At 72.3% G+C, this 25,258-nt stretch carries 28 protein-coding genes and 1 pseudogene; 13 read left to right on the top strand and 16 right to left on the bottom strand.

Annotated elements, in window-relative coordinates; all coding sequences use genetic code 11:
• Positions 1 to 44: 44 nt before the first annotated feature.
• The 3 genes and pseudogenes from DMB38_RS21530 to DMB38_RS21520 form a co-directional block, all read right to left on the bottom strand.
• Positions 45 to 2,024, bottom strand: coding sequence for an AMP-dependent synthetase/ligase (locus tag DMB38_RS21530; protein WP_125936572.1), 1,980 nt, complete (start codon positions 2,022 to 2,024; stop codon positions 45 to 47).
• Between the two features lie 159 nt (positions 2,025 to 2,183).
• Positions 2,184 to 2,603, bottom strand: a complete 420-nt coding sequence (locus tag DMB38_RS21525) for a hypothetical protein (protein ID WP_125936571.1) — start codon at positions 2,601 to 2,603, stop codon at positions 2,184 to 2,186.
• Positions 2,604 to 2,683: 80 nt separating this feature from the next.
• Positions 2,684 to 3,165, bottom strand: a pseudogene (locus DMB38_RS21520) (GNAT family N-acetyltransferase).
• A gap of 378 nt (positions 3,166 to 3,543) precedes the next feature.
• Here DMB38_RS21520 and DMB38_RS21515 point away from each other — a divergent pair.
• Positions 3,544 to 3,738: a hypothetical protein gene (locus DMB38_RS21515; RefSeq protein WP_125936570.1), complete on the top strand. Its 195-nt coding sequence runs from the start codon at positions 3,544 to 3,546 to the stop codon at positions 3,736 to 3,738.
• A gap of 824 nt (positions 3,739 to 4,562) precedes the next feature.
• On the opposite strand, the gene DMB38_RS21510 is transcribed toward DMB38_RS21515, so the two are convergent.
• The 6 genes from DMB38_RS21510 to DMB38_RS21485 form a co-directional block, all read right to left on the bottom strand.
• Complete coding sequence (locus DMB38_RS21510) at positions 4,563 to 5,909, bottom strand: dicarboxylate/amino acid:cation symporter (RefSeq protein WP_125936569.1); 1,347 nt, start codon at positions 5,907 to 5,909, stop codon at positions 4,563 to 4,565.
• 323 nt (positions 5,910 to 6,232) lie between these two features.
• Entirely contained in the window at positions 6,233 to 6,544 is a 312-nt protein-coding gene (locus DMB38_RS21505; RefSeq protein WP_125936568.1) for a DUF4229 domain-containing protein, read from the bottom strand.
• Positions 6,545 to 6,639: 95 nt separating this feature from the next.
• Positions 6,640 to 7,164: a GNAT family N-acetyltransferase gene (locus tag DMB38_RS21500; RefSeq protein WP_125936567.1), complete on the bottom strand. Its 525-nt coding sequence runs from the start codon at positions 7,162 to 7,164 to the stop codon at positions 6,640 to 6,642.
• Positions 7,165 to 7,171: 7 nt separating this feature from the next.
• Positions 7,172 to 7,789, bottom strand: a complete 618-nt coding sequence (locus DMB38_RS21495) for a hypothetical protein (protein ID WP_125936566.1) — start codon at positions 7,787 to 7,789, stop codon at positions 7,172 to 7,174.
• 63 nt (positions 7,790 to 7,852) lie between these two features.
• Positions 7,853 to 8,305, bottom strand: coding sequence for an Lrp/AsnC family transcriptional regulator (locus tag DMB38_RS21490; RefSeq protein WP_125936565.1), 453 nt, complete (start codon positions 8,303 to 8,305; stop codon positions 7,853 to 7,855).
• Positions 8,306 to 8,372: 67 nt separating this feature from the next.
• Positions 8,373 to 9,119: a UbiX family flavin prenyltransferase gene (locus DMB38_RS21485; RefSeq protein ID WP_125936564.1), complete on the bottom strand. Its 747-nt coding sequence runs from the start codon at positions 9,117 to 9,119 to the stop codon at positions 8,373 to 8,375.
• A 183-nt stretch (positions 9,120 to 9,302) separates the two neighbouring features.
• Between DMB38_RS21485 and DMB38_RS21480 the strand changes: the two genes are divergently transcribed.
• The 4 genes from DMB38_RS21480 (at position 9,303) to DMB38_RS21460 (ending at position 11,184) form a co-directional block, all read left to right on the top strand.
• Positions 9,303 to 9,860, top strand: coding sequence for a rhomboid family intramembrane serine protease (locus DMB38_RS21480; protein ID WP_240662728.1), 558 nt, complete (start codon positions 9,303 to 9,305; stop codon positions 9,858 to 9,860).
• A gap of 251 nt (positions 9,861 to 10,111) precedes the next feature.
• Complete coding sequence (locus tag DMB38_RS21470) at positions 10,112 to 10,642, top strand: DUF4870 domain-containing protein (RefSeq protein WP_125936563.1); 531 nt, start codon at positions 10,112 to 10,114, stop codon at positions 10,640 to 10,642.
• Positions 10,643 to 10,681: 39 nt separating this feature from the next.
• Positions 10,682 to 10,933 carry a type II toxin-antitoxin system Phd/YefM family antitoxin gene (locus tag DMB38_RS21465; protein WP_125936562.1) on the top strand — a complete coding sequence of 84 codons (252 nt, stop codon included), beginning with the start codon at positions 10,682 to 10,684 and terminating at the stop codon, positions 10,931 to 10,933.
• Positions 10,930 to 11,184 carry a type II toxin-antitoxin system RelE/ParE family toxin gene (locus DMB38_RS21460; protein ID WP_125936561.1) on the top strand — a complete coding sequence of 85 codons (255 nt, stop codon included), beginning with the start codon at positions 10,930 to 10,932 and terminating at the stop codon, positions 11,182 to 11,184. The genes DMB38_RS21465 and DMB38_RS21460 overlap by 4 nt, the downstream gene beginning before the upstream one ends.
• Before the next feature lie 9 nt (positions 11,185 to 11,193).
• Here the strand turns inward: DMB38_RS21460 and mqnP are convergent, their stop codons facing one another.
• Positions 11,194 to 12,114, bottom strand: a complete 921-nt coding sequence (gene mqnP, locus DMB38_RS21455) for a menaquinone biosynthesis prenyltransferase MqnP (RefSeq protein ID WP_125936560.1) — start codon at positions 12,112 to 12,114, stop codon at positions 11,194 to 11,196.
• Positions 12,111 to 13,556 (bottom strand): menaquinone biosynthesis decarboxylase, encoded by a 1,446-nt coding sequence (locus DMB38_RS21450; RefSeq protein WP_125936559.1) that lies wholly within the window; start codon positions 13,554 to 13,556, stop codon positions 12,111 to 12,113. The genes mqnP and DMB38_RS21450 overlap by 4 nt, the downstream gene beginning before the upstream one ends.
• A 190-nt stretch (positions 13,557 to 13,746) precedes the next feature.
• On the opposite strand from DMB38_RS21450, the gene DMB38_RS21445 reads away from it, so the two are divergent.
• From DMB38_RS21445 to DMB38_RS21425, 5 genes are all read left to right on the top strand, one after another.
• Positions 13,747 to 14,169, top strand: coding sequence for a PLD nuclease N-terminal domain-containing protein (locus DMB38_RS21445; protein ID WP_164716070.1), 423 nt, complete (start codon positions 13,747 to 13,749; stop codon positions 14,167 to 14,169).
• Between the two features lie 71 nt (positions 14,170 to 14,240).
• The gene (locus DMB38_RS21440; RefSeq protein ID WP_125936558.1) at positions 14,241 to 14,630 is read left to right on the top strand and encodes a PLD nuclease N-terminal domain-containing protein; all 390 of its coding nucleotides are present in this window, start codon (positions 14,241 to 14,243) and stop codon (positions 14,628 to 14,630) included.
• Positions 14,627 to 15,022, top strand: coding sequence for a hypothetical protein (locus DMB38_RS21435; RefSeq protein WP_125936557.1), 396 nt, complete (start codon positions 14,627 to 14,629; stop codon positions 15,020 to 15,022). The genes DMB38_RS21440 and DMB38_RS21435 overlap by 4 nt, the downstream gene beginning before the upstream one ends.
• Positions 15,019 to 15,195: a MerR family DNA-binding transcriptional regulator gene (locus DMB38_RS21430; protein WP_125936556.1), complete on the top strand. Its 177-nt coding sequence runs from the start codon at positions 15,019 to 15,021 to the stop codon at positions 15,193 to 15,195. The genes DMB38_RS21435 and DMB38_RS21430 overlap by 4 nt, the downstream gene beginning before the upstream one ends.
• A gap of 70 nt (positions 15,196 to 15,265) precedes the next feature.
• A complete protein-coding gene (locus tag DMB38_RS21425) occupies positions 15,266 to 16,084 on the top strand; it encodes an SAM-dependent methyltransferase (protein WP_125936555.1) in 819 nt (272 codons plus the stop codon).
• 21 nt (positions 16,085 to 16,105) lie between these two features.
• Here the strand turns inward: DMB38_RS21425 and DMB38_RS21420 are convergent, their stop codons facing one another.
• The gene (locus DMB38_RS21420; protein ID WP_125936554.1) at positions 16,106 to 16,894 is read right to left on the bottom strand and encodes a DUF5995 family protein; all 789 of its coding nucleotides are present in this window, start codon (positions 16,892 to 16,894) and stop codon (positions 16,106 to 16,108) included.
• A gap of 82 nt (positions 16,895 to 16,976) precedes the next feature.
• Complete coding sequence (locus DMB38_RS21415) at positions 16,977 to 17,594, bottom strand: endo alpha-1,4 polygalactosaminidase (RefSeq protein ID WP_125936553.1); 618 nt, start codon at positions 17,592 to 17,594, stop codon at positions 16,977 to 16,979.
• A gap of 233 nt (positions 17,595 to 17,827) precedes the next feature.
• Here DMB38_RS21415 and DMB38_RS21410 point away from each other — a divergent pair, with 233 nt between their 5' ends.
• The 3 genes from DMB38_RS21410 to DMB38_RS21400 all read left to right on the top strand — a co-directional run bounded on the left by DMB38_RS21410 (position 17,828) and on the right by DMB38_RS21400 (position 23,028).
• Positions 17,828 to 19,939 (top strand): esterase-like activity of phytase family protein, encoded by a 2,112-nt coding sequence (locus tag DMB38_RS21410; protein ID WP_125936552.1) that lies wholly within the window; start codon positions 17,828 to 17,830, stop codon positions 19,937 to 19,939.
• Between the two features lie 25 nt (positions 19,940 to 19,964).
• Positions 19,965 to 21,068 (top strand): esterase-like activity of phytase family protein, encoded by a 1,104-nt coding sequence (locus DMB38_RS21405; RefSeq protein WP_125936551.1) that lies wholly within the window; start codon positions 19,965 to 19,967, stop codon positions 21,066 to 21,068.
• A 499-nt stretch (positions 21,069 to 21,567) separates the two neighbouring features.
• Complete coding sequence (locus tag DMB38_RS21400; protein WP_125936550.1) at positions 21,568 to 23,028, top strand: DEAD/DEAH box helicase; 1,461 nt, start codon at positions 21,568 to 21,570, stop codon at positions 23,026 to 23,028.
• 91 nt (positions 23,029 to 23,119) lie between these two features.
• Here DMB38_RS21400 and DMB38_RS21395 read toward each other — a convergent pair whose 3' ends face one another.
• From DMB38_RS21395 to DMB38_RS21385, 3 genes are all read right to left on the bottom strand, one after another.
• A complete protein-coding gene (locus DMB38_RS21395) occupies positions 23,120 to 23,728 on the bottom strand; it encodes a hypothetical protein (RefSeq protein ID WP_125936549.1) in 609 nt (202 codons plus the stop codon).
• Positions 23,729 to 23,857: 129 nt separating this feature from the next.
• Positions 23,858 to 24,172, bottom strand: a complete 315-nt coding sequence (locus DMB38_RS21390) for a MazG-like family protein (RefSeq protein ID WP_125936548.1) — start codon at positions 24,170 to 24,172, stop codon at positions 23,858 to 23,860.
• Between the two features lie 714 nt (positions 24,173 to 24,886).
• On the bottom strand, positions 24,887 to 25,252 hold the full coding sequence (locus DMB38_RS21385) for a hypothetical protein (RefSeq protein WP_125936547.1): 366 nt from the start codon (positions 25,250 to 25,252) through the stop codon (positions 24,887 to 24,889).
• Positions 25,253 to 25,258: the final 6 nt, after the last annotated feature.

The following is a 25,258-nucleotide window of genomic DNA, read 5'->3' as shown; positions in this document are numbered from 1 at the left end:
CGGGCCCGCTCCCCCCGTCCGCCGGAGCCCGGGGCCGTTCCCGGTCAGCCTTCGGCCGCGTACAGCTCGTCGATGACGTGCCCGAAGTCCCGTACGATGGCCGCCCGCTTCAGCTTCATCGACGGCGTCACGTACCCGGCCTCCTCCGTGAAGTCCGCGGGCAGCACCGCGAACCGGCGGATGGACTCCGCGCGCGAGACCAGCTCGTTCGCCCCGTCGACCGCCCGCTGGAGGTCGGCGCGGAGCAGCGGGTCGCGTACCAGCTCGGTGACCGGGACGTATTCGCGCTTGCGCATCATCCGCCAGTGCTGGAGCCCCTCGGGGTCGAGGGTGAGGAGCGCCGCGACGTACGGGCGGTCGTCGCCGACCACGAGGCACTGGCTGACCAGCGGATGCGCCCGGAGCCGGTCCTCCAGCGGCGCGGGCGCGAGGTTCTTGCCGGAGGCGGTGACGATGAGGTCCTTCTTGCGGCCGGTGATCGTCAGATAGCCGTCGGCGTCCAGTTCGCCGAGGTCGCCGGTGGCGAACCAGCCGTCGTCGGTGTCGAGCCGGGTGACGCCGGCCTCGGCGTCCCAGTAGCCGGAGAACAGGTGGCCGCCGCGGACCAGCACCTCGCCGTCGTGCGCGATGCGTATCGCGGTGCCCGGCAGCGGCCAGCCGACGGTGCCGAAGCGGGGTTTGAGCGGCGGGGTGACGGTGGCGGCGGCGGTGGTCTCGGTGAGCCCGTACCCCTCGAAGACCATGACGTCGGCTCCCGCGTAGAAGGCGGCGAGGCGGCGGCCGAGCGGGGAGCCGCCGCAGATCGCGTACTTGACGCGGCCGCCGAGCGCGGCCCGGATGCGGCGGTAGACGAGCGCGTCGTACAGCTTGCGCAGCGCCCTGAGGCGCGCTCCGGGGCCCGGGCCCTCGCCGTGCAGCTCGGCCTCCAGGGCCTCGGCGTAGCGGACGGCGACCTTCGCGGCGCGGTCGAAGGAGGCGGCGCGGCCGATGCCTTCCGCGGTGGCGCGGCCGGTGTTGAAGACCTTTTCGAGGACGTACGGGATGCCGACGAAGAACGTCGGGCGGAAGGCGGCCAGGTCGCGCAGCAGGTCCTCGGTCTTGATGCTGGGCGCGTGGCCGAGCTTGACGCGGGCGCGGAGGCAGCCGATGGCGGTCATGCGGCCGAGGACGTGGGAGAGGGGGAGGAAGAGGAGGGTGGCGGGTGGGTCTTCGCTGACGGCGGTGAAGAGGGGGTAGAGCAGCTCGATGGCGTTGTCGACCTCGGCGAGGAAGTTGCCGTGGGTGAGGACGCAGCCCTTGGGCAGGCCGGTGGTGCCGGAGGTGTAGATGACGGTGGCGACGCTGGCCGGGCCGAGGCCGGCGCGGCGCTGGCGGACGAGGGTGTCGGGGACGTCGCGGCCGGCGGCGGCGAGCTGGCCGAGGATGCCGGTGTCGAGCTGCCAGAGGTGGGCGAGGTGCGGCAGGTCCTGGCGCCGGCCGCTGATGAGGCGGGCCTGCTCGACGCTCTCGACGGCGCAGGCGAGGGCGCCGGAGTCGTGCAGGATGTGGCGGGCCTGGATGGCGGAGGACGTGGGGTAGACGGGGACGGTGATGAGTCCCGCGGCCCAGGCGGCGAAGTCCAGCAGGGTCCACTCGTACGTCGTACGCGACATGATCGCAAGCCGGTCGCCGGGTCGCAGCCCGTGGACGATGAGGCCCTTGGCGACGGCGAGGACGTGCTCGGCGAACTCGGCGGCGGTGACGTCGGCCCAGGTCCCGTCGGTACGGGGGCGGGCGAGGGCGGGTTCGCCGGGGGCGTGGGCGGCGTTGTCGAAGGGGATGTCGGCGAGGGAGCCGTGCTGGACGTGCGGGGCGGCGGGAGGCACCTCCGCTTCGCGGACGCCGTAGGCGTCGGCGCGGACGGCGGGGGGCAGCAGCGGGGGGACCGCGGTGCCGGGGAGGAGTCTGGAGTTGATCTCCTTGAGGTACTGCGACGGTGATGCGGGCGCCGGGTGCTGCTTCTGCGGTGGTGCGGAGTGCGTCATGGGTGGCTCCGTGACGTTCGCGTCGGCTTCGTACGACTAGCCGGGCGGCAACGGACGCCGCATTCTCGCGAACGGCAGGCCACCCCGCCAGAGGACGCCCCGCCCGGTACTCCCGGTTCCGCTTGCCCCGCACGTCGCCCCGGGCGCGCCGGCGCCCCGTCAGCGGCAGACGGCGAAGGCCCCTTGCCCCGCGTCGGGCTCGCCGCGCACGGCACCCACGGCGACGGCGACGAGGGCGGAGCCGACGAAGGTCCCCATGAGGATGAGGGCGACCCCGACGGCGAAGAGCCCGGTGTTGTCGTCGGACCAGTCGTAGTACGAGGCGAAGGTGAGCCCGGCGGTCGACCCGAGCACGGCGGGCACGAAGTGCCGCACGTACGCGACGACGGCCACGGCGACGAGCAGCGTCAGCACCAGCCCGCCGACCTGCCACACCGCGTACGGCCCGGTCTCGGTGTCACCGCTCACCTCGCGCTCCTGGTCCCAGCCGAGCCACGCGGCCCAGGCCCCGGCGGCGGCGCCGGCGAGGAGGACGAGGGAGAGTAGTTGGAAGAGAAGAATCCGCAGCACACGACGCATACCCTCACCCTGGTGCCCGGCCCGCGGCCCGAACCAGAGCGCAGGTACTCACCCCGCCTGAGTACGAACCCGCACCTCACTTACCCCGGCTCCCCCGGTTTCCCCACCACTCGCCGGAACACCTGCCGCGAACCCCCTTCGGGCCCGTGCGGGGCGGCTTCGGCGGGCCTGAACCCCAGCCGCTCGTAGAAGACCCGCGCCCCGCTGGCGACGGCCCCGGGGTGATCGGCCCCGAACGTGACCACCTCGACCCACCCGCCCCGCCCCCGCACGAACCGCCGCTCCGCCTCCCTCATCAGCGCCCGCCCGACGCCGAGCCCCCGCACGCCCTCGTCGACCACCAGCCAGTGCACCCGGAAAACGGGCGCCTCACCCCCGAACAACAACCCCCGACAACGGTCCCCCCGGAAACGGCGACGAGGGCAGCCCCCCGCCGCATGTGCGCCCGCACGGCGTCGTGAAACCCGGGCTCGTCGACCATGGCCCCGAACCACTGCTCAACCCCACCCGCAAGCCGAAGAAACCCGCCGAAGTCCGGCTCCTCCGCAAGTCTGACGATCACCGGGAGAAGTCTGGCAGGCTGCTGCCCCGGTCCGCTCAAGCGGGTAGCCACGACGGTGTCCCGGCTCGTTCCCGGCATCGCAGTAGGCACGCGAGCGCATGATGAGCGAGGCGGCGAGATACCCGCACAGCAACCCGGTCAGCGGGCCCAGCACGAAGGCGGGCAGAAAACGCCCCGACGGCCAACGGTTGCCCCTCACGCCCGTACGACGCCCCACCTGAGCGAACGGTTGCACGGGCAATCCGGTACTTCCGGCACCCGCCCGTGCGGAAGGATTGCGGAGGGGGCCAACGGCTGAGGAGGGGAAGCGGGATGGTACGGCTTTTCAGACGGCGATCGGTCTCGGCTCGGTCTTCACGGAAACCGCCGCCGGAGCTGGTGGCTGAGGCACGGCGCCATCCCGGCGGCTGGGTGTACGAGATCGACGGAGCGATGGTCGATGATCCCCATGGAGAGGTGCCGCCGAGCGCAATAGTCGGGGCCTGGGAGGTGGACCCTGACGGCGCACTGACCGGCGTCTACGAGGCGAACCCGAACTACGGCACCGCCGACCCCCAGCCGCCACACGACTGACCCGGCCACACCGCCGACCGCACGCGCCCCCGGAACAAACCCGTCCGTGGCCAGAGGTATTGACCACGTGGAGATCTACAGCACCAGCCGAGGCAGCAGAAGGCCGCCACGGATCGACCTCGATATAGGTTGTTCCAGTCGGCGCGGACCACGTCTGACGACATCGCCACGTCTTCAACCCGTCACAGGTCGGTTACCGAACTTCCTGCCCGCAACCATCGGCTTTCCGCAGGGGCATCTCCCGCCTACCGTGAATTGCACAGGGCACCCAGCTTGGAGGTGAGGTCGTGACCATCGTTGAGATCGCGGTAGCGCTCATCACCTCCGGCCCTGCTTACATCATTACCTGGTGGACCATCCACAAGGAGGGGCGGGGCCGGGGAGCGACGACATGCTCAGCGTGCACCACTTGCACCCGGTGCGGAGGGCACGCGAGCCTGAGGGATCAGGACATGCGAGCCCGGCTGACGAAATGGGCCCTGGCAGCTTGATCCGCTGGGTCCAGCCCGCGACGAAATCAATCATCGGAATGGCCCGCGATCCTTTCGGATCGCGGGCCTTCTTCCATGCCTCCTCAAGGACGGACAGACGTGCGGTCGGCTCCTCAGCTACGCGAAGATCGCCGGGGCCACCGGCTACACGTGCGACCACATCGGGAAGATGGCGCGACCCGAAACCCAGGGCAAGGGGAAGCCGGGAAGCCCGAGTCGGCTAGCCAGCGCGGCACCGATCGTGCCCGTGGGCCTCAGGCTGACGAGGGTGCGCATGCGGACGCCCGCAGCCCCGGGGCTGCGGGGTGCGGGCGTCGCGTGGGGGCGGTGGCGTCAGGCCACTGCTGTGACCGGGGTCTTGGGCGGGGTGGGGTTCGCCGGGTCCGGGTCGTCGAGGTCGAAGCTGGTGGCGTTCTCGTACATGTCGCGGTCCAGGATCTTCTCCTGCGACGCGACCAGCACCGGGATCACCGCCTGGCCCGCGACGTTCGTCGCCGTGCGGACCATGTCCAGGATCGGGTCGATCGCCAGCAGCAGGCCCACGCCCTCCAGGGGGAGGCCCAGGGTGGAGAGGGTCAGGGTGGTCATGATGGTGGCGCCCGTGAGACCCGCGGTGGCGGCGGAGCCGATGACCGAGACGAAGGCGATCAGGATGTAGTCCTGGAGGCCCAGGCTGACGTCGAAGATCTCGGCGATGAAGATGGCCGCCAGGGCCGGGTAGATCGCGGCGCAGCCGTCCATCTTCGTCGTCGCGCCGAAGGGGACCGCGAAGGAGGTGTACTCCTTGGGGACGCCGAGGCGTTCGGTGACCTTCTTGGTGACCGGCATGGTGCCGACCGAGGAGCGGGAGACGAAGGCGAGCTGGATCGCGGGCCAGGCGCCGCGGAAGAACTGCAGGGGGTTGACCTTGGCGACCGTGGCCAGCAGGAGCGGGTAGACGCCGAAGAGGACTAGGGCGCAGCCGATGTAGACATCGGCGGTGAAGGTCGCGTACTTGCTGATCAGGTTCCAGCCGTAGTCGGCGATGGCGAAGCCGATGAGGCCCACGGTGCCGAGGGGGGCCAGGCGGATGACCCACCACAGCGCCTTCTGCAGCAGCTCCAGAATCGTTTCGCTGAACGCGATGATCGGCTGGGCCTTCTCGCCGAGCTTCAGGGCGGCGACGCCGAGGGCGGCGGCCATGAAGACGATCTGCAGCACGTTCAGTTCGGTGAAGGGCGTGATGACGTCCGTCGGGATGATCCCGGTGAGGAAGTCGATCCACGAGCCGCTGTCCTCGGGGGCCGCGCCGTCCTTCGGGGACAGGTCGGTGCCGGCGCCGGGGTTGGTGAGCAGGCCGATGGCCAGGCCGATGGCGACCGCGATGAGCGAGGTGGCGAAGAACCACAGCAGGGTACGGGTCGCGAGGCGGGCGGCGTTGTTGACGTTCCGCAGGTTCGTGATCGACACCAGGATGGCGAAGAACACCAGCGGGGCGACCGCCAGCTTGAGCAGTTGGACGAAGATGGTGCCGATCTGGTCCAGGGTGTCCTTCAGCCAGGCGACGTCGCCGGTACGGGCGGCCCAGCCGAGGAGCACGCCGAGGACGAGGCCGGCGAGGATCTGGGCCCAGAAGGGCACCTTGGGTATCCGGAAGCCGCTGCGCGGCTGCGCGGTGGGGGCGGGGGTGGGTGTGGACACGGGCGTCTCCGTGACTGGGCGCGCCGGGCCGCCTCGTCCGGGCACGGTGGTGCCGGGACCGGGACGACGGGCGCGCGTCTGCTACTTGGGGAATGTGGTGCGTGACCGGTCAGAGCGCGGGGACTAGCGGCTCTGACATGCCGCGGACAGGCAGCGGCAGAGATCGACGTGCAGGCGCGCCACGAGCAGAGGGCTCGTAGGCATGCGAAGCGCACGCACGATCGTCGTCATGACGAGAAGACTAACACTCCCGCTTTGACATTCCCATAGTGCGGCTTTGGGGGTGACGGTGACGCCTCTCACGTCCCCTGTGCGGCCTTCCCCTACGCCGTACCGCGTGCCTCGTCGTCCGCCTCGTCCTCGCGGCTGCGGTTCGCCGCCAGCCGCTCCTTCGACTTCTGCACCCGGCCCACGATCTGCTCCGACATCTCGTCCCGCTGCCGGCGCAGCAGGACGAAGCTCAGCGGCGCGGAGACGACGATCGACAGCAGCATGACCCACAGGTAGTTCGAGTCGCCCAGGCCCGCCGGGAGCGCGCCGACCCGGACCAGGACGGCCAGGATCACGAACGACGCGGCGAAGACGCCGAGGCGCATGGCGGTGTAGCGGACGGCGGGGTTCGGTTTGGGGGTCACGGCTGACAACTTCTCTCTGCTCTCTGCTCCGTCGGTCAGGGTGGCGCTGCGTGCGGGTCGTGCTCCGTGCCGGTGGTGCTCCGTGCGAGTCGTACTCAAGTATGCAGCGGCAGCCACATCGTGATGTCGTCGCGGTAGTCGTCGTCCGCGACCCGTATCGCGTCGGGTACGCGGCCGACCTCCTTGTAGCCGCAGGCCGCGTAGAACGTGTCGACCCCCGTCCCGCCCCGGCACGTCAGCCGGATCCCCCGCATCCCCAGGCCTTGGGCCGCGTCCGCCGCGGCGGCCATGAGGCGGCGGCCCTCGCCCGTGCCCTGCCGGCCGGGGTGGACCATCACGGTGTAGAGCCAGCACCAGTGCCGCATCAGGCGGTGGGTGTTGAGCGTCAGGAACGCGGTGGCGGCCGGGCGGCCGGCCCCGTCGAGGGCGGCGATCAGGTGGGTGCGGCCCTCCGCCATGGCGGCGAGGTGCTTGACCAGCTCCGGGCGGATGTCCGCGGGCGTCACCGGGGGGACGAAGCCCACCGCGCCGCCCGCGTTGCTGACGTCGGCCCAGAGCGTGCATATGCCGTCCCGCAGGGCAGGGGTGACCGCCGGGTCCAGCTCGTAGCGCAGGGTCATGGCGGCCTCAGAAGCGCATCGGCTGCGGCGTCTCGCGCCGCTCCGGGTCCGGGCCCGCGTGCTCGCGGACGGCGGCGTAGCGCGCGTCGCGCTCGACCGGGTGCAGGCCCGCGTCCTGGATGAGCTCGACGAGTTCCCCGGCCGGGAGCGTGTCCGCCGCACCCGGGGCCGGGGCGAAGTCGTCCGCGCCGTGCTGGAGCGCGAGCTGCGCCGTCTGCGTGCCGTACGCGGTCCACGCGGCCCGTACGTGCGGCACGTTGTCCAGCAGCAGCCGCACCACCGCGAACGTCTTCAGCGCCGCCGCGCCCGTGACCCGCCCCGCCGCCAGCGGCACGACGGCCAGCAGGCCGGCGCCGGCGTCCTGCCGGTCCCGGAGCGCGAGGAGCGCGTCGACGGTCTGCGCGGGGTCCTCCCCGCCGTACGAGACCACCGCCACCGGCTCGGCGGGGTCCGCGGCCGTCGCGAAGTACCCGCGCTCCCCGTGCCGCCGCGTCCGCGCCTCGTGCGCGAGCCCGCCCAGCCACGCCAGGTCGCCACTCCCGTACAGCGCGACGCCGTCCGCCCGGCTCAGCCGTGCGCCCGCGCGCGCCTTCTCCGCCAGCTCGCGCCTGAGCCCTGCGTCCACGCGCCGCCTCCCAGCCCGTAAGTCACGTTCCTGCGCATCTGCGCGTATCCGAGCCTACGCGGCCTACTCCTCCGCGATCTCGCCCACCCTGCTCTCCCACATCGTGGAGAGCACCACCGTCGTCGCCGTGCGCGAGACGCCCTTGATCCTCGACATCCGCCGCACCGTCTTCCCCAGCCCGTCGACGTCCGGCGCCCGCACCTTGAGCATGAACGAATCGGCACCGGCGATGAAGAAGCAGTCCTCGATCTCGGGCAGGTCCCGCAGCCGGTCCGCGACGTCGTCGTGGTCCACCGCCTCGGAGAGCGAGATCCCCACGAGCGCGGTGACGCCCCGGCCCAGCAGGGCGGCGTCGACCGTGGCCCGGTAACCGGTGATCACCCCGGCGGCCTCCAGGCGGTTGATCCGGTCCGTGACGCTGGGCCCGGAGAGCCCCACGAGCCGGCCCAGCTCGGCGTACGAGGCCCGGCCGTTCTCCCGCAGTGCCTGGATGAGCTGTCTGTCGACGGCGTCCATGTGCGATCTCAAGCCTTCCGTGCTGCTGTGCCGGCTGCCGGCTGTCTGCTGCGTGCCATCTGCTGTGTCAGCGGGAGCGCCCCAGCTCCCCTTCCCATCTGCGATAGAGCTTGTGCGCCACGCCCGCGGCGTCAAGGGCGCGGCCGGCGACGAAGTCCACGAGGTCCTGGATGCCGGTGGCCCCGGCGTAGAAGGCGGGTGCGGCCGGGAGGACCACGGCGCCCGCCTCGTCCAGGGCGACCATCTGCCGCAGCGTCGGCCCGGGCAGCGGCGTCTCCCGTACGACGACGACCAGCGGCCGGCCCTCCTTCAGCGTCACGCTCGCGGCGCGCTGGAGGAGATCCTTGGAGAGCCCGAGCGCGATGCCGGCCACGGCGGCGGTCGACGCCGGGACGACGATCATGCCCTTCGCGGCGTACGAACCGGAGGAGGGGCCGCCCGCCAGATCGCCGGCCGCCCAGTGCCGTACGCCGGAGAGGTCCACCGGGCCGAAGGCGTCCGGCCGTCCTTCGGCGCCCGCGGCGAGCCAGCGCCGCAGGTCGTCGCGCCAGTGCGCGTCGCGGAACGGGCCGCCCGTCTCGTCCAGCACCGTCAGCCGCGCGGCCCGGCTGACGACGAGGTCGACGGCCTCCCCGGCCGCCAGCAGCGCGCGCAGCACGGCGGCCGCGTACGGGGTGCCGGAGGCGCCGGAGACGCCGACGACCCAGGGCCGGCGCCGGTCGCGGCCCGGCTGCCCGGCGTACGGCGCGGCGTACGGCCCCTCGGACGGCGGCCCGTCCGGGTTCTCGTACGGCGTCTGGTGAGGCGGCTCCACCCGGCGAGCCTATCCGGCGGCGGGAACCGCGGCGCAGGCCGCCTGCGTTTCCCTCAGGGAGGACACACTGGTCCGAAGGGGGCTTGAGTGATGTACGAACCTTACGGGCGCGGCACCCCCGCCGCGCGGCCCGCACGGGCGGCCCGGCCGCCGCGCGGGCGCATATACGTGAAGCGCGCCGGGATGGTGATGCTCGCGTGGGTGGCGCTGCTGTGGGTGCTGGAGGCGGTCGACCAGGCCGGCGGCAACAAGCTGGACACGTACGCGATCACGCCGCGCGACTTCGGCGAGCTGCGGGACGTGATCCCGGCGTCGTTCATGCACTTCGGCTGGGACCACCTGTCGGCGAACACGGGGCCGTTGCTGGTGCTGGGCTTCATAGCGGCGATGCGGGGGATCGGGCGGTTCGTGGGCGTGGTCGCGGTGATCATGCTGGTGAGCGGGCTCGGGGTGTGGCTGGTCTCGCCCGCGGGCACGGCCACGGCGGGCGCGTCGGGGGTCGTCTTCGGCCTCTTCGGGTACGTGGCGGTGCGCGGCTTCGTCGACCGGCGGATGTCCGACGTGCTGATCGGCATCGTGGTCGCCCTGGTCTACGGCTCGATGGTGTGGGGCGCCCTGCCGACGGACCAGGTCCTGGAGCAGTCGATCTCCTGGCAGGCCCACCTCTTCGGCCTCCTGGGCGGTGTCCTGGCGGCCTTCTACTTCAGCGACCGGCGGCGGGGCGCGCTTCAGGGAGGCTAGGGTCTGCGTCCGAAGCGGAACGGACGCTCACGCGGGGGACGGGACGTATGACGGAGCAGGACCCGAGCGACGACCGGGCGGCCGGAGAGCCGCCCGGACACCCTGCCGGAGAGCCGCCACCGGCCGGAGAACCGCCACCGGCCGGAGAACCGCCACCGGCCGGAGAGCCGCCACCGGCCGGAGAGCCGCCCCGGCACCCTGCCGGACAGCCGCCCCCACCCCGGCACCCGGCCGGGCAGCAGCCACCGCCGGTGCCGCCGCACGCACCGCCCGGTGTCCCGGCGCCGTACGCACCGCAGGGCGCCCCCGGCCTCCACCCCCATCCGGGCCCCGCCGTCCCGTACCCGCCGCAGCTCTACCCGCACGGCCCGCCCGGCAAGCCGCCGCCCGACTCGGCGATGTGGGCGCACCTGTCCGCGCTGCTCATCTTCATCGCCGGCACCGGCGCCTGCTGCATCGGCTTCCTGGTCGCCTGGATCGGCCCGCTGAACATCCGCGGCAAGTCCGGGGACCCGTTCGTCCGCCACCACGGCACCGAGGGCCTGAACTGGGGCATCACCCAGATCGTCGCGGTCGTCGTCTTCGGCGCACTGACCGGCGGGAGCATCTACCTGGCGGAGGAACAGGGCTGGCCGGAGTGGGTGCCGGCGGTACCGATGACGGCGTGGGGGCTGCACCTGGTGACGTCCTTCGCCTTCGCGATCATCGGCTGCAGGCGCGCCAAGGCCGGTGTGCTGTGGTCGTACCCGCGACCGGTCGCGCTCCCCTTCACCAAGCCCTGAGCGGCGCGACGGGACATGCATCTTCTGTACAGTTGATGCATGAGCGAGACCCTGCCCATCGCGCAAGCGCGCAGCCAGTTCGGCGCGCTCGTCCGCCGCGCCGCCCTCGGCCGCGAGCGCACCATCATCACCGACCACGGTGAGCCGGCCGCGATGATCGTCGGTATAGCGGACATCGAGGACCTGGAGGACGCCCTCGCCGTTGCGCAGTACGAAGCCCGCAAGGCCCGCGGCGAGGACACGTACGTGCCGCACGACGAGGTACGCAGGCGCCTGGGACTCGACGCGTGAGTCACGAGGTCGTCTGGGAGACCGATGCCGTGAACGCGGCCGCCGGCTTCCTCGCCGACGACCCCGCCGGGCTGCGGGCGCTCGTCGACGGCATCGACGCGCTCGCCACGGAGCAGCGCCCGAAGAACTCGGCCCCCTGGGGCACCGACAAGCGCCGCCTGCGGGTCGGCCGCTACCGGGCGATCTACCGGATCGACGACGGCACGGTCACCGTGCTGGTCCTCCACGTCGGCCGCGGGGCGGCGGCGTGAGCGCGGGGGTCAGAGGCTCAGGTCGCGGACGAAGAGGTCTGCCGCCGCGCAGCAGAAGAGGACGATGCCGATCACGCCGTTGAGCGTGAAGAACGCGCGGTTCAGGCGGCTCAGGTCGTCCGGGCGGACGATGCCGTGCTCGTACGCGAACACGCCCGCCACCACCGCCAGGCCGGCCCAGAACAGCGCGCCCGCGTCCGTCGCCAGGGCGTACCAGACGAAGAGCGCCATCGTCACGACGTGCGCCGCCCGCGCCCCGTACAGCGCGCCCGCGATGCCGAAGCGGGCCGGGACGGAGCGGATGCCCTGGGCGCGGTCGGTGTCGACGTCCTGGCAGGCGTAGATCAGGTCGAAGCCGCCGATCCACACGCCCACCGCGAGCCCCAGCAGCACCGCCGGCCACGACCACTCCCCCGTGACCGCCAGCCACGCGCCGATCGGGCCGATCGCCTGGGCGAGGCCGAGGATCGCGTGCGGGTACGTGGTGAACCGCTTGCCGTACGGATAGACCACCATCGGCACCGCCGCGACCGGCGCCAGCACCAGGCAGAGCGGGTTGAGCAGCGCCGCGGCGCCGAGGAAGATCGCCAGCGCGATCAGCGCGCCCGTCCACGCGGAGCGCACGGAGACCGCGCCGGTGACCAGTTCGCGGTGGGCGGTGCGCGGGTTGCGGCCGTCGATCTCGCGGTCGATGATCCGGTTCGCGGCCATCGCGAACGTCCGCAGCGCCACCATCGCGACGGTGACGAGCAGCAGCGTCCCCCACTCGATCGCCCCGTCGCCGTCGACCAGCATGGCCGTCAGCGCGGCGATGTACGCGAACGGCAGCGCGAAGATCGAGTGCTCGATCATCACCAGCCGCAGGAACGCCCGCACCCCGCTGCCGGACCGGGCGGGGCCGGGACCGACGACGCTCCCCGCGGCCGTCACAGGCCGTACTCCCGCCACCGGGCGTCGACCTTCGCCGCCGTGTCCGGATCGGAGACGACCATCTCCGGCCAGCCGCGCGTGTAGCCCTCCTCGGGCAGCTTCGCGGTGGCGTCGATGCCCGCCTTGCCGCCCCAGAACTGCTGGTACGAGGCGTGGTCGAGGTGGTCGACCGGGCCCTCCACGACGGACAGGTCGCGGCTGTAGTCGGTGTTGCCCAGCGCCCGCCAGGCGACCTCATGGAGGTCGTGCACGTCGCAGTCGGCGTCGACCACGATGATCAGCTTGGTGAGCGACATCATGTGCGCACCCCAGATCGCGGACATGACCTTCTGCGCGTGCTTGGGGTACTTCTTGTCGATCGAGACGATCGCGCAGTTGTGGAAGCCGCCCGCCTCCGGCAGGTGGTAGTCCACGATGTCCGGCACGATCACCTTCAGCAGCGGCAGGAAGAACCGCTCGGTGGCCCGGCCCAGCGGCCCGTCCTCGGTCGGCGGGCGGCCGACGACGATGGACTGCAGCAGCGGGCGGCGGCGCATCGTGACGGCGTCGATGGTCAGCGCGGGGAACGGCTCCTGCGGGGTGTAGAAGCCGGTGTGGTCGCCGAACGGGCCCTCGGGCAGCTCCTTGCCGGGCTCCAGCCAGCCTTCGAGCACCACCTCGGCGTGCGCGGGGACCTGGAGCGGCACGGTCTTGCAGTCGACCATCTCGACCCGCTTGCCGCCGATGAAGCCGGCGAGCATGTACTCGTCCATGTCGCCGGGCAGCGGCGCGGTCGCCGCGTACGTCACGGCGGGCGGGCAGCCGAAGGCGATGGCCACCGGCAGCTTCTCGCCGCGGCGGGCGGCGACCTGGTAGTGGTTGCGGCTGTCCTTGTGGATCTGCCAGTGCATGCCGATGGTGCGGCGGTCGTGGCGCTGGAGGCGGTAGAGGCCGAGGTTGCGGACGCCGGTCTCGGGGTCCTTGGTGTGGGTGAGGCCCAGGTTGTAGAAGGACCCGCCGTCCTGGGGCCAGGTGAAGAGCGCGGGGATCGTGTCGAGGTCGACGTCGTCGCCGGTGAGCACGGTCTCCTGGACCGGCCCGTCCTTCGTCTTCCGCGGCGGTACGTGCGCCATGGTGCCGAGCTTGCCGAACGCCTCGCGTACGCCCGTGAAGCCCTGCGGCAGTTCGGGCTTGAGCAGCCCGCCGATGCGCTCGCCGATCTCCGCGTACGAGCCGAGGCCGAGGGCCTTGAGGAGCCGGCGGTCGGTGCCGTAGACGTTCATCGCCAGCGGCATGGCGGAGCCCTTGACGTTCTCGAAGAGCAGCGCGGGTCCGCCGGCCTTGTTCACGCGGTCGGTGATCTCGCCGACTTCGAGGTACGGATCGACCTCGGCCGTGATGCGCTTGAGGTCGCCGTCGCGCTCCAGAGCCCGCAGCAGCGAGCGGAGATCGTCGTAAGCCATGCGCCCCAGTATCCGCCAGGCGCCGGGCGCGGTCCGCGAAGGGGGTGGGGGGCGGGGCGCGGGCGGGGTCGCGGGGGTGTCTCCGCCACGGATTACCCTGGACGGAACCGCGGAGTCCGTACGGGAGCCGCACCGAACCCGGCGAGGAGACCGCCGCGCCGCCGCTGCACCGCACGTCGAAGGGCCCCACATGCTCAGGTATCTGCCGTTTCTCCTGGTCCTGGCGGTGTGGATCTATGCGTTCATCGACTGCCTGAACACCCCGGAGAAGGACGTACGGAACCTGCCCAAGCTGGTCTGGGTGGCGATCATCGTGCTCTTCGGCTCGGTGCTCTTCGGCCCGCTGGCGTGGTTCATCGGCGGCCGGCCGCGGGGGCGCCCGGTGATCGCCGGCGAGGGCGCGGGCGGCGGGCGCCGGCCGGGCCGCGGCGGCTGGGTGGCGCCCGACGACAACCCGGACTTCCTCCGCTCGCTGGGGGAGGACCGGCCGAAGGACGAGCCGCGGGAGGAGCCGCGCGAGGAGCCGCGGCAGGAGTCCGGGGACGAGCGCGGCCGCGAGCGGGACGAGGAAGGTCCGGAAGGACGCCAGGGACCCGACGAGGACCGGCGCTGAGACGTTAACCTGACGCGGAGACGCAGCGGGGGCCGAGGCCGTAGCCCCGCGACATTCAGGGGGTTTGCCGCGTGCTCCGCTACCTGCCGTTGATGGTCCTTCTCGGCGTGGTGATCTACGCGCTGATCGACTGCGCGACGACGAAGAAGGAAGACGCCAAGCACCTCCCCAAGATCGTCTGGATCCTCCTCATCGTCCTGTTCCCGCTGCTGGGTTCGATCGGCTGGCTGATCGCCGGCCGCAACCGCCGCCACCTGCCGGCCGGCGGCTCCGGCGGGGGCGGCGGCACCGGCGGGGGGCGGCGCTCGACGTGGGTGGCGCCCGACGACAACCCGGAGTTCCTGAGGAAGCTCGGCGACGAGAACGCGAAGGACGACGAGGGCAAGGGCGACGACGGGGACGACGAAAGCGACGGCGACGGCAAGCGGGACGGCGACCCGGACGACGGGAGAGCGCCATGAGTGACCTTGCGTGGGTGCCGCGGTCCTGCACCCTGCCCACCGCCGAACGCCCCTTGCGGGTGGCCGAGTGGGACGCGCTGTTCGCGGCGGGGCCGGTCTCGCTGTCCCGGCCGGGGCCGCTGCGGCTGCGGCTGGTGCTGGCGGGCGGGCCGGAAGCCGGGGAGCGGGTACGGGAGTTGGCGGAACGGGAGAGCGGCTGCTGCTCCTTCTTCACCTTCACGACCGGCACGGACACGGGCACCGACACCGGCGCCGACACCGGCACGGGCAGTGCCGCCGGCGGCGGGGACCGTACGGCAGGGCGGCTGTGGCTGGACATCGCCGTGGACCCGGCGCACGCGGCCGTCCTCGACGCCCTCGCCGCGCGGATCGACGCGGTGGCGGCGCGGTGAGCGGCACCCTGCGCGGCGGGCAGGTCGCCGCGGCGGCCGCCGTGCACGTACAGATGCCGCGCTCCTACGAGCGCCGCGGCCTCCTCCCCGCGCCCGCGCGCGGCAACGGCGGCCACCGGCGGTCCCGCCCCCGTTCCCCCCTCCCCTTCGCCACCCCCGCCGGGGGCCGCTGACGCGCCCCGGCATGGCGCCCGGCCCCGCGCCCCGCACAATGGGGCGGCAGGTTCGGGCGGCGAAGGGCGGATGATGGGCGCGGGTCGCAAGTCGGTCTGGCCGGTGGACGCCTCCGTGGCGCACAACGCGCGGGTGTGGAACCACTGGCTCGGCGGCAGGGACAACTACGCCGTGGACCGGCAGGTGGGCGACCACGTGGCGGGCCTCTTCCCGGTGATACGCGACGTGGCGCGCGCCGACCGGGAGTTCCTGGGCCGCGCGGTGCGGTACCTCGCGGGCGAGGCGGGGATACGGCAGTTCCTCGACATCGGCACCGGGCTGCCGACCGCGGAGAACACCCACGAGGTGGCCCAGCGGGTGGAGCCGGCGGCCCGGATCGTCTACGTCGACAACGACCCCCTCGTCCTCACCCACGCCCGCGCCCTGCTCACCGGCAGCCGCGAGGGCGCCACCGCGTACGTCGCCGCCGACGCCCACGACCCCGAGGCGATCCTGCTCGGCGCCAAGCGCACCCTGGACTTCGAGCAGCCGGTGGCGGTCATGATGCTGGGCATCCTCAACTTCGTCCTGGACACGGGCGAGGCGCGCCGGGTCGTACGCCGGCTGATGGCCGCCGTACCGCGCGGCAGCTACCTCGCGCTCACCCACCCCACGGCGGAACTGGGCGGCGAGGGCAACGCGGCGGCGATGCGCTTCTGGAACGCGAACGCCACCCCGCCGATCACCGCCCGCAACCGGACCGAGGTCGCAAGCTTCCTCGACGACCTGGACCCGCTCTCCCCCGGCCTGGTCTCCTGCACCCACTGGCGCCCCTCCCCCGAGGACCCCGCCGACCCCGCCGGCCCTCCGGTGGTACCGCAGTTCGGCGCCCTGGCCCGCAAGGTCTGACCGCCGGCCCGGGCGCCGCGGTCAACGCGCCGTCGGGGCCGGTGCCGTCGCGGGCTGGTCCATGGCTCGGTCCAGGTGGGCGATGTTCGCCGGTATGTCGGCGCTCTCCGTGCTGCGGATCAGTTGCAGGGCGGGCTGGGCGAGGCCGCCCGAGTGGGCGATGAGGCGGGCCAGGACGGCGGCGTGGATGTCGAGGCGGTCGATCGTCGCCGCGCGCTGCTCCTCGTTCTGGGCGGCGAGGAGGACGGCGTTGTGCCATGCCTCCTCGCGGGACTGGCGGACGCTGAAGTCGAGGATCCGCTCGTCCGTACGTGCGCCGATCGTGTCCAGCAGCGACAGCAGCGGCGACAGCGCGCCCACCGAGTCCTCCACGGCCAGGACCACCCGCGCGAGGATGTCGTTGATCAGGAGGAAGTCGCGCCGCAGCGACCGGATGTCCTCGCCCGGGGAGGTCCGCGCGGCGGCGACGGCCAGGTCGAGGTTGATGTGCGCGTTCACCCCGAGGATCAGGTGCTGGACGATGACCGTGCGGTCGTCGTCCAGTAGCCCGAACGTCTCGCGCCAGCAGCGCGGTCCGCCGCGGTCGCGGCGCCACGCGTCGTACGCCTCGAAGTAGCGGTTGCCGAAGAGCGTGTCGAAGCGGTCCATCCGGGCCCCGTCGTCGAACCGCCCCTCGTGGATGGCCCTGCGGACCTCGACGGTCACCTGCCGGTACAGCGCCGCGAAGTACCCGGCCCGGTCCCCGTCCCGCCGGGCGTCCCGTACGATCCCCGCCAGCCCGTCCACGACCTCGTCGATGTTCTCCGCCACCGCGACCCACTCCCCTCTCCAGAATCCCTCGTCCGCCCCCCGTCCGTCCTACCACCGCCCGCCGGGGAGGGGGCCCCGCCGATCACCCGCACCGCTTGCGGTACTCGCCCGTCGGCGGTGCCGTCTTGATCAGGCCGTCGACGTTCTCGGCGCGGTGGGCGCGGCAGGCGGTGCGGCGGTCCGCCCCGGGTGCGTAGTCCACGGCGAAGACGGCCTTGCCCGCCTCGACGAACGGGCGGAGCCGGGCGCATTCGCCGTACTGCGCGCACTCCTCGGGCAGCGCCCAGTCGAAGTGGCCGACGAGTTCCGCGACGGCCCCGGGCTGGTCGTGGCCGTTCTTCATGCCGGCCGACAGGCCGCGCGCGTGGGCCTCTGCGGCGACCTCGCGGTACCACGAGACCTGGTCGTCGCGGGTGATCGGGAACCCGGGACGGTTGTCCAGCGGGTTGTTCTGGTCGGGCTCGACGCCGTCGCAGCCCATGCGCGCGGCGAGGTCGAGGTCGTACATCGCGCGGTGCTCGTCCAGTTCGTACGGCGCGTCGATCTGCCAGTCCCAGTCCGCCGCCTCGCCGGGCCGCGGCGTCCACCGGCCTTCGTCCCGGCTCTCCGGCCGCGACATGCAGGCGGTGGCGAGTACGGCGACGACGGCGAAGGTGAGCACGCGCCGGGCCGTCGCCGCGAGCGCGGGAATGGCTGTCATGCCGGTACACACGCCGGCCGCCGCCGGGCCGTTCCCACCGCGGCCACAGCCCCGGCCGCGGACGGCGGTTCACCGCGTCCGGCCCGTCCCGCCCGGGTGACGGGCACCTCCCCTGATCGGGTCGCCCTCCCCCGTACCGCTGCCATGGGTGACCGTTGCGGTACACCCTGTGACCCTACGGCGCTACGGTACCGGTCAGCGACTGAAAGTCCGCCGGCCGGCAGGGAGATCCCATGCACATCAAGATCACGGCACAGGGCGGGCCGGAGGGCGAGGAGGAGCTGCGCTCCTTACGGAGGCATCTGGAGGATGACCCGGCCATCCCGCTGACCCCCTCCATGGGACTCACTCTGGAGGCCATCGAGTTCGTCACCGGAAGCTCCTTCGACCTCGCCAACCTGGTCCTGGCGCTGTCCGCCTGGCGCGCCTCGCGGCCCGTGAGTTCGACCCTGGAGGTGCGGCGGGACGAGCACACCGTACGGCTCTCGCCGCAGGCCCTCGCCAACCCCCAGACGACCGACGCGGCCCTGCGCCCCCGGCTGCCGCTGCCCCACCTCTCGTACGCCGTGCTGATCGGCGTCGCCGACCACGTCCCCGAGAGCGGCCTGCGGCCCCTGCCTGCCGTGGACCGCGGCTGCCTGGAACTGCGGGACGTCCTGGGCGACTCCCGGATCTGGGGCCTGCCGGCCGATCGGTGCCAGATCGTCCGCCCGCAGAACCGCGAGCAGCTTCTGGACCCGGTGGCCCATGCCGCGCGACAGGCGTCGGACTGCCTGGTCGTCTACTGGGCGGGCCACGGCCTCACCCACGACGGCGCGCTCCATCTGGCCCTGCCCGGCAGCCGCGAGGCCGACGTTCCGGGCACCGCGGTCCCGTTCACCGACCTGCTCCGCCGGCTCGGCGCCGCCCCCGACCCGCCGTCCCGGACGATCATCATCCTGGACTGCTGCCAGGGCAGCGTCGCCTTCGACGCCGTACGCCGGGAGGTCGAGGCCGCCGAGCTGCGCGACATCTACGTGCTGGCGGCCTCGCCCCCCGGCGGAGACGCGGTCGGCACCACAGGCAGCGGTCTCACCGCGTTCACCCAGGCCCTGGTCGAAACCGTCCGGGCCGGTCTCGGCAACCGCCAGGACTTCCTGACGCCGAACGACATCGCCGACGAGCTGCGCCGGACCGTTCCCGGCCAGGGCGGCCCCGCGCCCCACACCCTGGACCCGCACACGGTGGGCAGCCGGCCCTTCGTCCGGAACCTCCGTGCCAAGCCGGCGACCGCGCACCTCTCCTGGCCGCGCCGGCACTCCAGGGCCCTGACCGCCGCGGCGGTCGCCCTCGCCGTGATCACCGGCGTGGGGGTCTGGAAGGGCTCCGCCGGCACCGGCACCACAGGACCCTGCTCGGAGAAGGTCGGCCTGCTGGGTTACTCGGACGCCCTGGACACCGTCGCGGGCTCCACGCCGGTGCAGGGGCTCTCGGCCCTGGCCGTCACCGGGGACCGCAGCATCCTGGCCCTGGGGGACAACCGCCCTCCCCGCCTCCACTCCCTCACCCTCGACGACGCGCGGCTCGTCCCCGCGGTCGGAGACCCCACGATCCTGCACCCCCGGGACGACAACCTCGCCGCCGCCGACATCGACGGCGAGGGGATGGCGGTGGACGGGGAGAACGTCCTGATCAGCTCGGAGGCGGGGCCGTCGATCCGGTCGTACCGGCTGAGCGACGGGATGCAGAACGACGAGATCGAACTGCCGGAGGTCTTCCGGGAATCCAGCCCCGCGCGGCGGCTGGAATCCCTGAGCCTGAGCGAGGACCGCACCCAGTTGTACGCGGGCATGGAAGGTCCCCTGTACGTCGACGGCGAGTCGGCGGGCCAGAACCACGTCCGGATCCTGCGCTACACCCGTTCGCCGGGCGGGGAGTTCGGCGAGAAGCCGCAGCAGTACGCGTACAAGACCGAATACGGTCTCTTCCTCACCGAGCTGATCGCCCTCGGCGGCGACCGGCTGCTCGCCCTGGAGCGCGGCTACATGCCGGAGGGCAATTCCGTTCACCTCTACCTGCTGTCGCTGGCGAAGACGCCGGACATCAGCGGGAGGAAGTCGATCTCCGGCATCACCGACGACTCCTGGGTGGAGAAGGATCTGCTGGCCAATCTGGTGCACTGCCCCACCGCCGGAGCACCGCGCAAGCAGGCTCAGCTCAACCCCCTGCTGGACAACATCGAGGGCATGGCCCTGGGCGAGCACCTGCCGGACGGCCGCCGCGCCCTCTACCTGGTCAGCGACAACAACGCCAACACGGAGTACCAGACGACCAGGTTCTACAAGATGAGCGTGGACCTGTCCTGACGTCCCGACACTCCCGGAGGACCTGATGAACGGATGGTCGCGGGCCGGGCTCGCCGCGCTGCTGCTGACGGTGTCGTCGCCGGCGGCCCTGGCGGCCCCGGCCGAGCGCGCAGCCCCCGTCGAGCCCACCGCGTCGCCGGACGGGCGGCCGGCTGCCTGCTCGCCGCGTACGTCCCTGGCCGGCTTCAGCGACGTCCTGGACAAGACGACCTTCGCCGGAACCCGGGTCGCCGGCCTCTCCGCGCTGAGCGCCCGCGGGAACTCGCGGGTCCTGGCGCTGACCGACAACACCGACGCCGACGAGGCCAGGATCTACGAGCTGGCCGTGCGCAGCGCTCCGGGGCACGTCGGGGCGGCGGTACGCGACGTCACCGTCCTGCGCCGCCCGGACGGCACTCCGTACACCGGGACCGACTTCGACGGAGAGGGCCTGGTCGCCGAACCCGCGGGCACGGTGCTCGCCTCCTCGGAACGCGAGCCCTCCATCCGCCGCTTCCGCCTGTCCGACGGCCGCCAGACGGCCGAACTGCCGGTGCCCCGCCGCTTCCGGGTCGCCCCGGCCGGGCAGGCCGCGGCAAACGAGACCTTCGAGTCCCTGACCACCGCCCCGGACGGGCGCACCCTCTACGCCGGACTGGAGGGCCCGCTCGAAGCCGACGGCCACGACGCGGCGAACCGCGGCCTGCTGCGCATCCTGCGCTACGGCGCCACGCCGGGCGGCGCCTTCGCCCCGCACGCCCAGTACGCCTACCGGGCCGACCCGGGCCTCGGCCTGGCCGAGATGGCCGCGCTGGACCGGCACCACCTGCTGGCCCTGGAACGCGGCTACACGGCAGGCGTCGGCAACACCGTCCGCATCTACCGGGTTTCACTCCACGGGGCGCCCGACGTCACCGCCCTCCCCTCGCTCACCGAGGCCGGCGCCGAGGTCTTCGCCACCAAGCGGCTCCTGGTGGATCTGGCGGACTGCCCGCCGTCCGGGGCCACATCACCGCAGCCGCAGCCGAACCCGCTGCTGGATAACGTGGAAGGCATGACGCTGCCGGGCCACCGCACCCTGCTGCTGGTCTCGGACGACAACGCCTCGGCCCGGCAGATCACCCGCCTCTACGCCCTCCGCCTGGAGTGACCACCCGGTCCTCGCCTCTGGTGAGCGCCGGTGTGGGGTGGGTCTGGGGATCCGGGCCCGGCGAGGTTGCCGCCTGACCGACTCCACCGGCTTTCACGGCGACCGTGCGGATCACCACCGCGTACTCGCCGCAAGGCACCCGCTGCCGGAATTCGATGGTGCGCAGCGCCCCCGCGACCTGCCCGGGGACCCCCCGGTCCGGTCACTGCGGCCTGCCCAACCGGGTCGTGGGCCACCCGTGCTAAGCTGGCTAAATTGCAGTTGTGGTTCCCATGTACTTTGTGTGCGCCTGCTGGCTTTGACCTTCAGGCGCATTTCTGTTTTTCGGTGCTTTCCGGAGATCTGGACCGGCGCCGCATGGCATGGGGCCGTGCCCCGCGGCCGGAGTGCTCAGCGCACCGCGCCGCCGTTCGCCCATTCCGTGGCCCGTTCCTGCGGCTTCCGTGCGGCTCGTCGCCGCCGGGATCTCCTCGACACGCGCCGTGACGAGGAGGTTCCCATGAACCGCAGTACACGCCACAACCCCGGCACCCCGGCCCGTCGCCGTTCGCGAAGCCAGCCTCCGCGCCGGCCGGGTCGCCGGAAACCCGCCGCCGCGCAGGGCGAGTTCGCGCTGCCGGTGAACGGCACCCCCGCGCTTCCCCCGGCCGCGTCGTTCGCCGACCTGGACATGCCGGCCGTGCTGCTGACGACGCTGCACCACCAGGGGGTGAGCGTGCCGTTCCCCATCCAGGCGGCCACCCTCCCCGACTCCCTGGCCGGCCGGGACGTGCTCGGCCGCGGCCGTACCGGCTCGGGCAAGACCCTCGCCTTCGGCCTGGCCCTGCTGGCCCGTACCGCCGGGCGGCGCGCGGCCCCCCGGCACCCGCTGGCCCTCGTCCTGGTCCCCACCCGCGAACTGGCCCAGCAGGTCACCGAAGCACTCACCCCCTACGCGCGGGCAGCGCATCTGCGGCTCGCCACGGTGGTCGGCGGCACGTCTCTGGCACGGCAGGCCGCCGCGCTGCGCGACGGCTCCGAGGTCGTCGTGGCCACCCCGGGACGGCTGCGGGATCTGATCGACCGCGGCGACTGCCACCTGGACCAGGTACGCATCACCGTGCTGGACGAAGCCGACCAGATGGCCGACATGGGCTTCCTGCCCCAGGTCACCGCCCTGCTGCGGCAGGTGCGTGCGGACGGCCAGCGGATGCTGTTCTCGGCGACGCTCGACCACAACGTCGACCGGCTGGTGCGGGCCTTCCTCACCGACCCGGTCGTCCACTCGGTCGACCCGTCGGCCGCCACCGTGACGACGATGGAGCACCACGTGCTGCACGTCGCGGACGGCGACAAGCGGACGGCCGCCACCCACATCGCCGCCCGCGACGGCCGTGTGCTCCTGTTCGTCCACACCAAGCGCGGCGCCGACCGGCTGACCCGGCACCTGCTGAGCAACGGGGTGAGGGCCGCCGCGCTGCACGGCGGCAAGTCCCAGTCCCAGCGCACCCGCACCCTCGACCAGTTCAAGCGCGGAGACATCACCGCACTGGTCGCCACCAACGTCGCCGCGCGCGGAATCCACATCGACGACCTCGACCTGGTCGTCAACGTCGACCCGCCCGCCGACCACAAGGACTACCTCCACCGCAGCGGCCGCACGGCCCGCGCCGGCGAGTCCGGCAGGGTGGTGACCCTCGTCCTGCCCGACCAGCGCCACGAGATGACCCGCCTGACCACCACAGCCGGCATCAGCGCGCACACCACCCGCATCCGGCCGGGCAGCGCAGAACTCGCCCGCATCACCGGCGCCCGCACCCCGACCGGCGTCCCCGTCACCCTCGCCGCGGCCGCGGTGAGCCCCGTCAAGCGCAAGAACGCCGGCGGGGGCAGCGGCCGACGCGGCGGCCCCGCCCGTACCCAGCGCGCGTCGTTCCGCACCCGCTTTCCGGAGAAGACGACACGCAGGGCAGCCGCCTAGCGCCACAGCTCAGCCGGCACTGAACCAAGGGGCTGTACGGGCTTGGTTTGCTCGGCGCGGAACACGACGCCGGCCAGCCGGCCGCTACGGCTCAGTCCTCCGGGAAGTACGGCGCGACAGCCTCGGCGATCGCCTGAGCGGTGTCACACATGCCCTCAGCGCCGGCGGACTCGACCGTCGCCAGTTCCACGCCGACCGCGTCGTCGCCGCGGCTGAACTCCACCAGGCAGCCAACACCGGGCGCCTCTCGGACACTGGCATCACGACCGTCGATGGTGGTTCCGTCACCACCGACCTCGGTGTCGGCCGAGAACTTCACCGAGGTGGTGATGTCCTCGTTGTCGGCGCGGTCGATCATGCATTCGACCAGCGAGGGGTCGTCGAAGGGTTTCAGTTCGTCGACGGGGACCGGCAGTTCGGCGACGGGGATCGCCGCGCAGACCTGCTCGGTGGTGACATCGCTCTGATCAGCCGGGACCACCGTGGCTCCCGTCAACTCAGCGTCGTCGCCGGAACCGTCCTCGGCACCACCGGTCTGCTTCTCGGACCCGGCGCCCGGGCTCGACCCGCCGCCGTCCGAGCCATCCTCAGCCGCACCAGCCTGGCCCGCGGCCCCGGCCGACGGGTTCGCCCCGCCCTCGCCGCCCGTGTCATCGCCACATGCGGACAAAGTGCACAGCGCGGCCAGCACGGCGGCCACGATCGTCAACCTTCGTGTCATGACGCGACTATGACAGCTTCGACGACTCTGCGTCCCGCTCGTCGGTGTCGGGCACCCCTCGAAATCCCTGGTGCGGCACCAGCCGCCTCCACACGGGACGTGAGCCGCTCAGCAGTTCAAGGAACGCTCCGCGACGTGCTGGAGGCGTTCGGCGAAGATCTTCTCGGCTTCCGGGGTGATGGTCCGCAGGGCGACCATGCTGGTGAAGATGACGTCGCAGAGTTCGGCCTGGACGTCGTCCCAGGTGTGGCTGTTGCCCTTGCGGGGGTTGGAGCCGGTCACCCCGTGGATGGCCTCGGCGACCTCGCCGGCCTCCTCGCTGATCTTCAGTACGCGCAGGAGCCGGGCCATCTCGGGCGAGACGCCGCTTTCCGCGTCGAGCCACTCGACAAGCCGGTCGATGGTCTCCCAGGTGTCGCGCATGGGGGGTGCTCCGTGTTCTGTCCGGGTGTCGGGTGGGGGCCCTGCGGTCAGGTCGCAGAGCCCATCCGAAGGGCACGTCCGCCGGAGGTCACTCCGGCGTGTGCCCTCTCTGTGCCCTGGCGGGCCTCAGGGCCAGACCAGGCAGTACGGCTGGTGGCCCGCCTCGTGGAGGCGGTCGGCGAACTCCTGCCATTCGTGGAGCCAATGATCACAGCGGAGCGCTGACCTGCGACGATGCACCGATTTTGCCGGTGACCAGCGGAAACTGCCTTCAACATTTGAGGCTGATCACCGGCGATTTCGACCCCCATGTGCCCTGGATGTGCCCTCGTAGCGGAGCCAGGCGAACCGCTGCGCCACAAGCGATGTGCCTGCTCGCCTCACCACATTGGGCATGCTCCAAGTCAGCGTGCGGTTCGGTTCGGCAGGCAGCGATGCTGCTGCGTCGATGCACAAGGCGGTGAGTCCCGCCGAAGCCAACGCGGCATATCGCCGGCCGGTTCGCCACCGGACGCACCGAACGCTTCAGCACCTGCAGCTCCGCAACGATCAGCGCCGTGCCCGCCCCAGTCTCGAACCGCTTGGCCGCCCTCAACCGCACATCCCTCCGCTTCCCCTGCTCAGCGGGCGCCAGCTCGCCCCCTTTCGCGTACCGCATACCGCAGTCGTACCGCGGTGATCACCGCCCGTCACAGCCACCCCGGCATCGCGGATTCAACCTGAGTACCAGGCACAGCGGGCCGCAGGACACAAGAGCTGCCCGGCAAAAGGGCCGAAGCCGACATCGACAAACTCGGCGAGGAACTGGCCGAGGCCCGCCAGAAAGAACGGAAACTGACCCAGCCAGTGGCCACCTACGCCGTCGTGATCGAGTAACTGGCCCAGGAGCGGCCCGAAGCAATCGCCGAACGGGACAAGGCACTGGCCGCCCGGGAAGCCGTGCTGGGCGTGACGGCTCCGCCCCCGCCACAGCAACGGTCCGCCTTGCCTGCTAGCCGATGCCCACGTCATCCGCTCCCGCAGGTGCAGCGGTATTCTGCGCACAGAGATAGCGATGTAGTTGAGCTGCGCATCCGTCATGCCGAA

This window comes from Streptomyces sp. WAC 06738, assembly GCF_003945505.1.
Lineage (GTDB): Bacteria > Actinomycetota > Actinomycetes > Streptomycetales > Streptomycetaceae > Streptomyces.
This window is presented reverse-complemented; position numbering and strand designations above follow the sequence as displayed.

Excerpts from the sequence above, each read along its gene's own strand:
- DMB38_RS21400 (WP_125936550.1), top strand. The coding sequence starts at position 21,568 with ATGAACCGCAGTACACGCCACAACCCCGGCACCCCGGCCCGTCGCCGT.
- DMB38_RS21445 (WP_164716070.1), top strand. The coding sequence starts at position 13,747 with ATGCTCAGGTATCTGCCGTTTCTCCTGGTCCTGGCGGTGTGGATCTAT.
- DMB38_RS21425 (WP_125936555.1), top strand. The coding sequence starts at position 15,266 with ATGATGGGCGCGGGTCGCAAGTCGGTCTGGCCGGTGGACGCCTCCGTG.
- DMB38_RS21415 (WP_125936553.1), bottom strand. The coding sequence starts at position 17,594 with ATGACAGCCATTCCCGCGCTCGCGGCGACGGCCCGGCGCGTGCTCACC.
- DMB38_RS21480 (WP_240662728.1), top strand. The coding sequence starts at position 9,303 with ATGGTGATGCTCGCGTGGGTGGCGCTGCTGTGGGTGCTGGAGGCGGTC.
- DMB38_RS21410 (WP_125936552.1), top strand. The coding sequence starts at position 17,828 with ATGCACATCAAGATCACGGCACAGGGCGGGCCGGAGGGCGAGGAGGAG.
- DMB38_RS21390 (WP_125936548.1), bottom strand. The coding sequence starts at position 24,172 with ATGCGCGACACCTGGGAGACCATCGACCGGCTTGTCGAGTGGCTCGAC.
- DMB38_RS21405 (WP_125936551.1), top strand. The coding sequence starts at position 19,965 with ATGAACGGATGGTCGCGGGCCGGGCTCGCCGCGCTGCTGCTGACGGTG.
- DMB38_RS21385 (WP_125936547.1), bottom strand. The coding sequence starts at position 25,252 with ATGACGGATGCGCAGCTCAACTACATCGCTATCTCTGTGCGCAGAATA.
- DMB38_RS21525 (WP_125936571.1), bottom strand. The coding sequence starts at position 2,603 with ATGCGTCGTGTGCTGCGGATTCTTCTCTTCCAACTACTCTCCCTCGTC.
- DMB38_RS21465 (WP_125936562.1), top strand. The coding sequence starts at position 10,682 with ATGAGCGAGACCCTGCCCATCGCGCAAGCGCGCAGCCAGTTCGGCGCG.
- DMB38_RS21435 (WP_125936557.1), top strand. The coding sequence starts at position 14,627 with ATGAGTGACCTTGCGTGGGTGCCGCGGTCCTGCACCCTGCCCACCGCC.
- DMB38_RS21530 (WP_125936572.1), bottom strand. The coding sequence starts at position 2,024 with ATGACGCACTCCGCACCACCGCAGAAGCAGCACCCGGCGCCCGCATCA.
- DMB38_RS21500 (WP_125936567.1), bottom strand. The coding sequence starts at position 7,164 with ATGACCCTGCGCTACGAGCTGGACCCGGCGGTCACCCCTGCCCTGCGG.
- DMB38_RS21450 (WP_125936559.1), bottom strand. The coding sequence starts at position 13,556 with ATGGCTTACGACGATCTCCGCTCGCTGCTGCGGGCTCTGGAGCGCGAC.
- DMB38_RS21490 (WP_125936565.1), bottom strand. The coding sequence starts at position 8,305 with ATGGACGCCGTCGACAGACAGCTCATCCAGGCACTGCGGGAGAACGGC.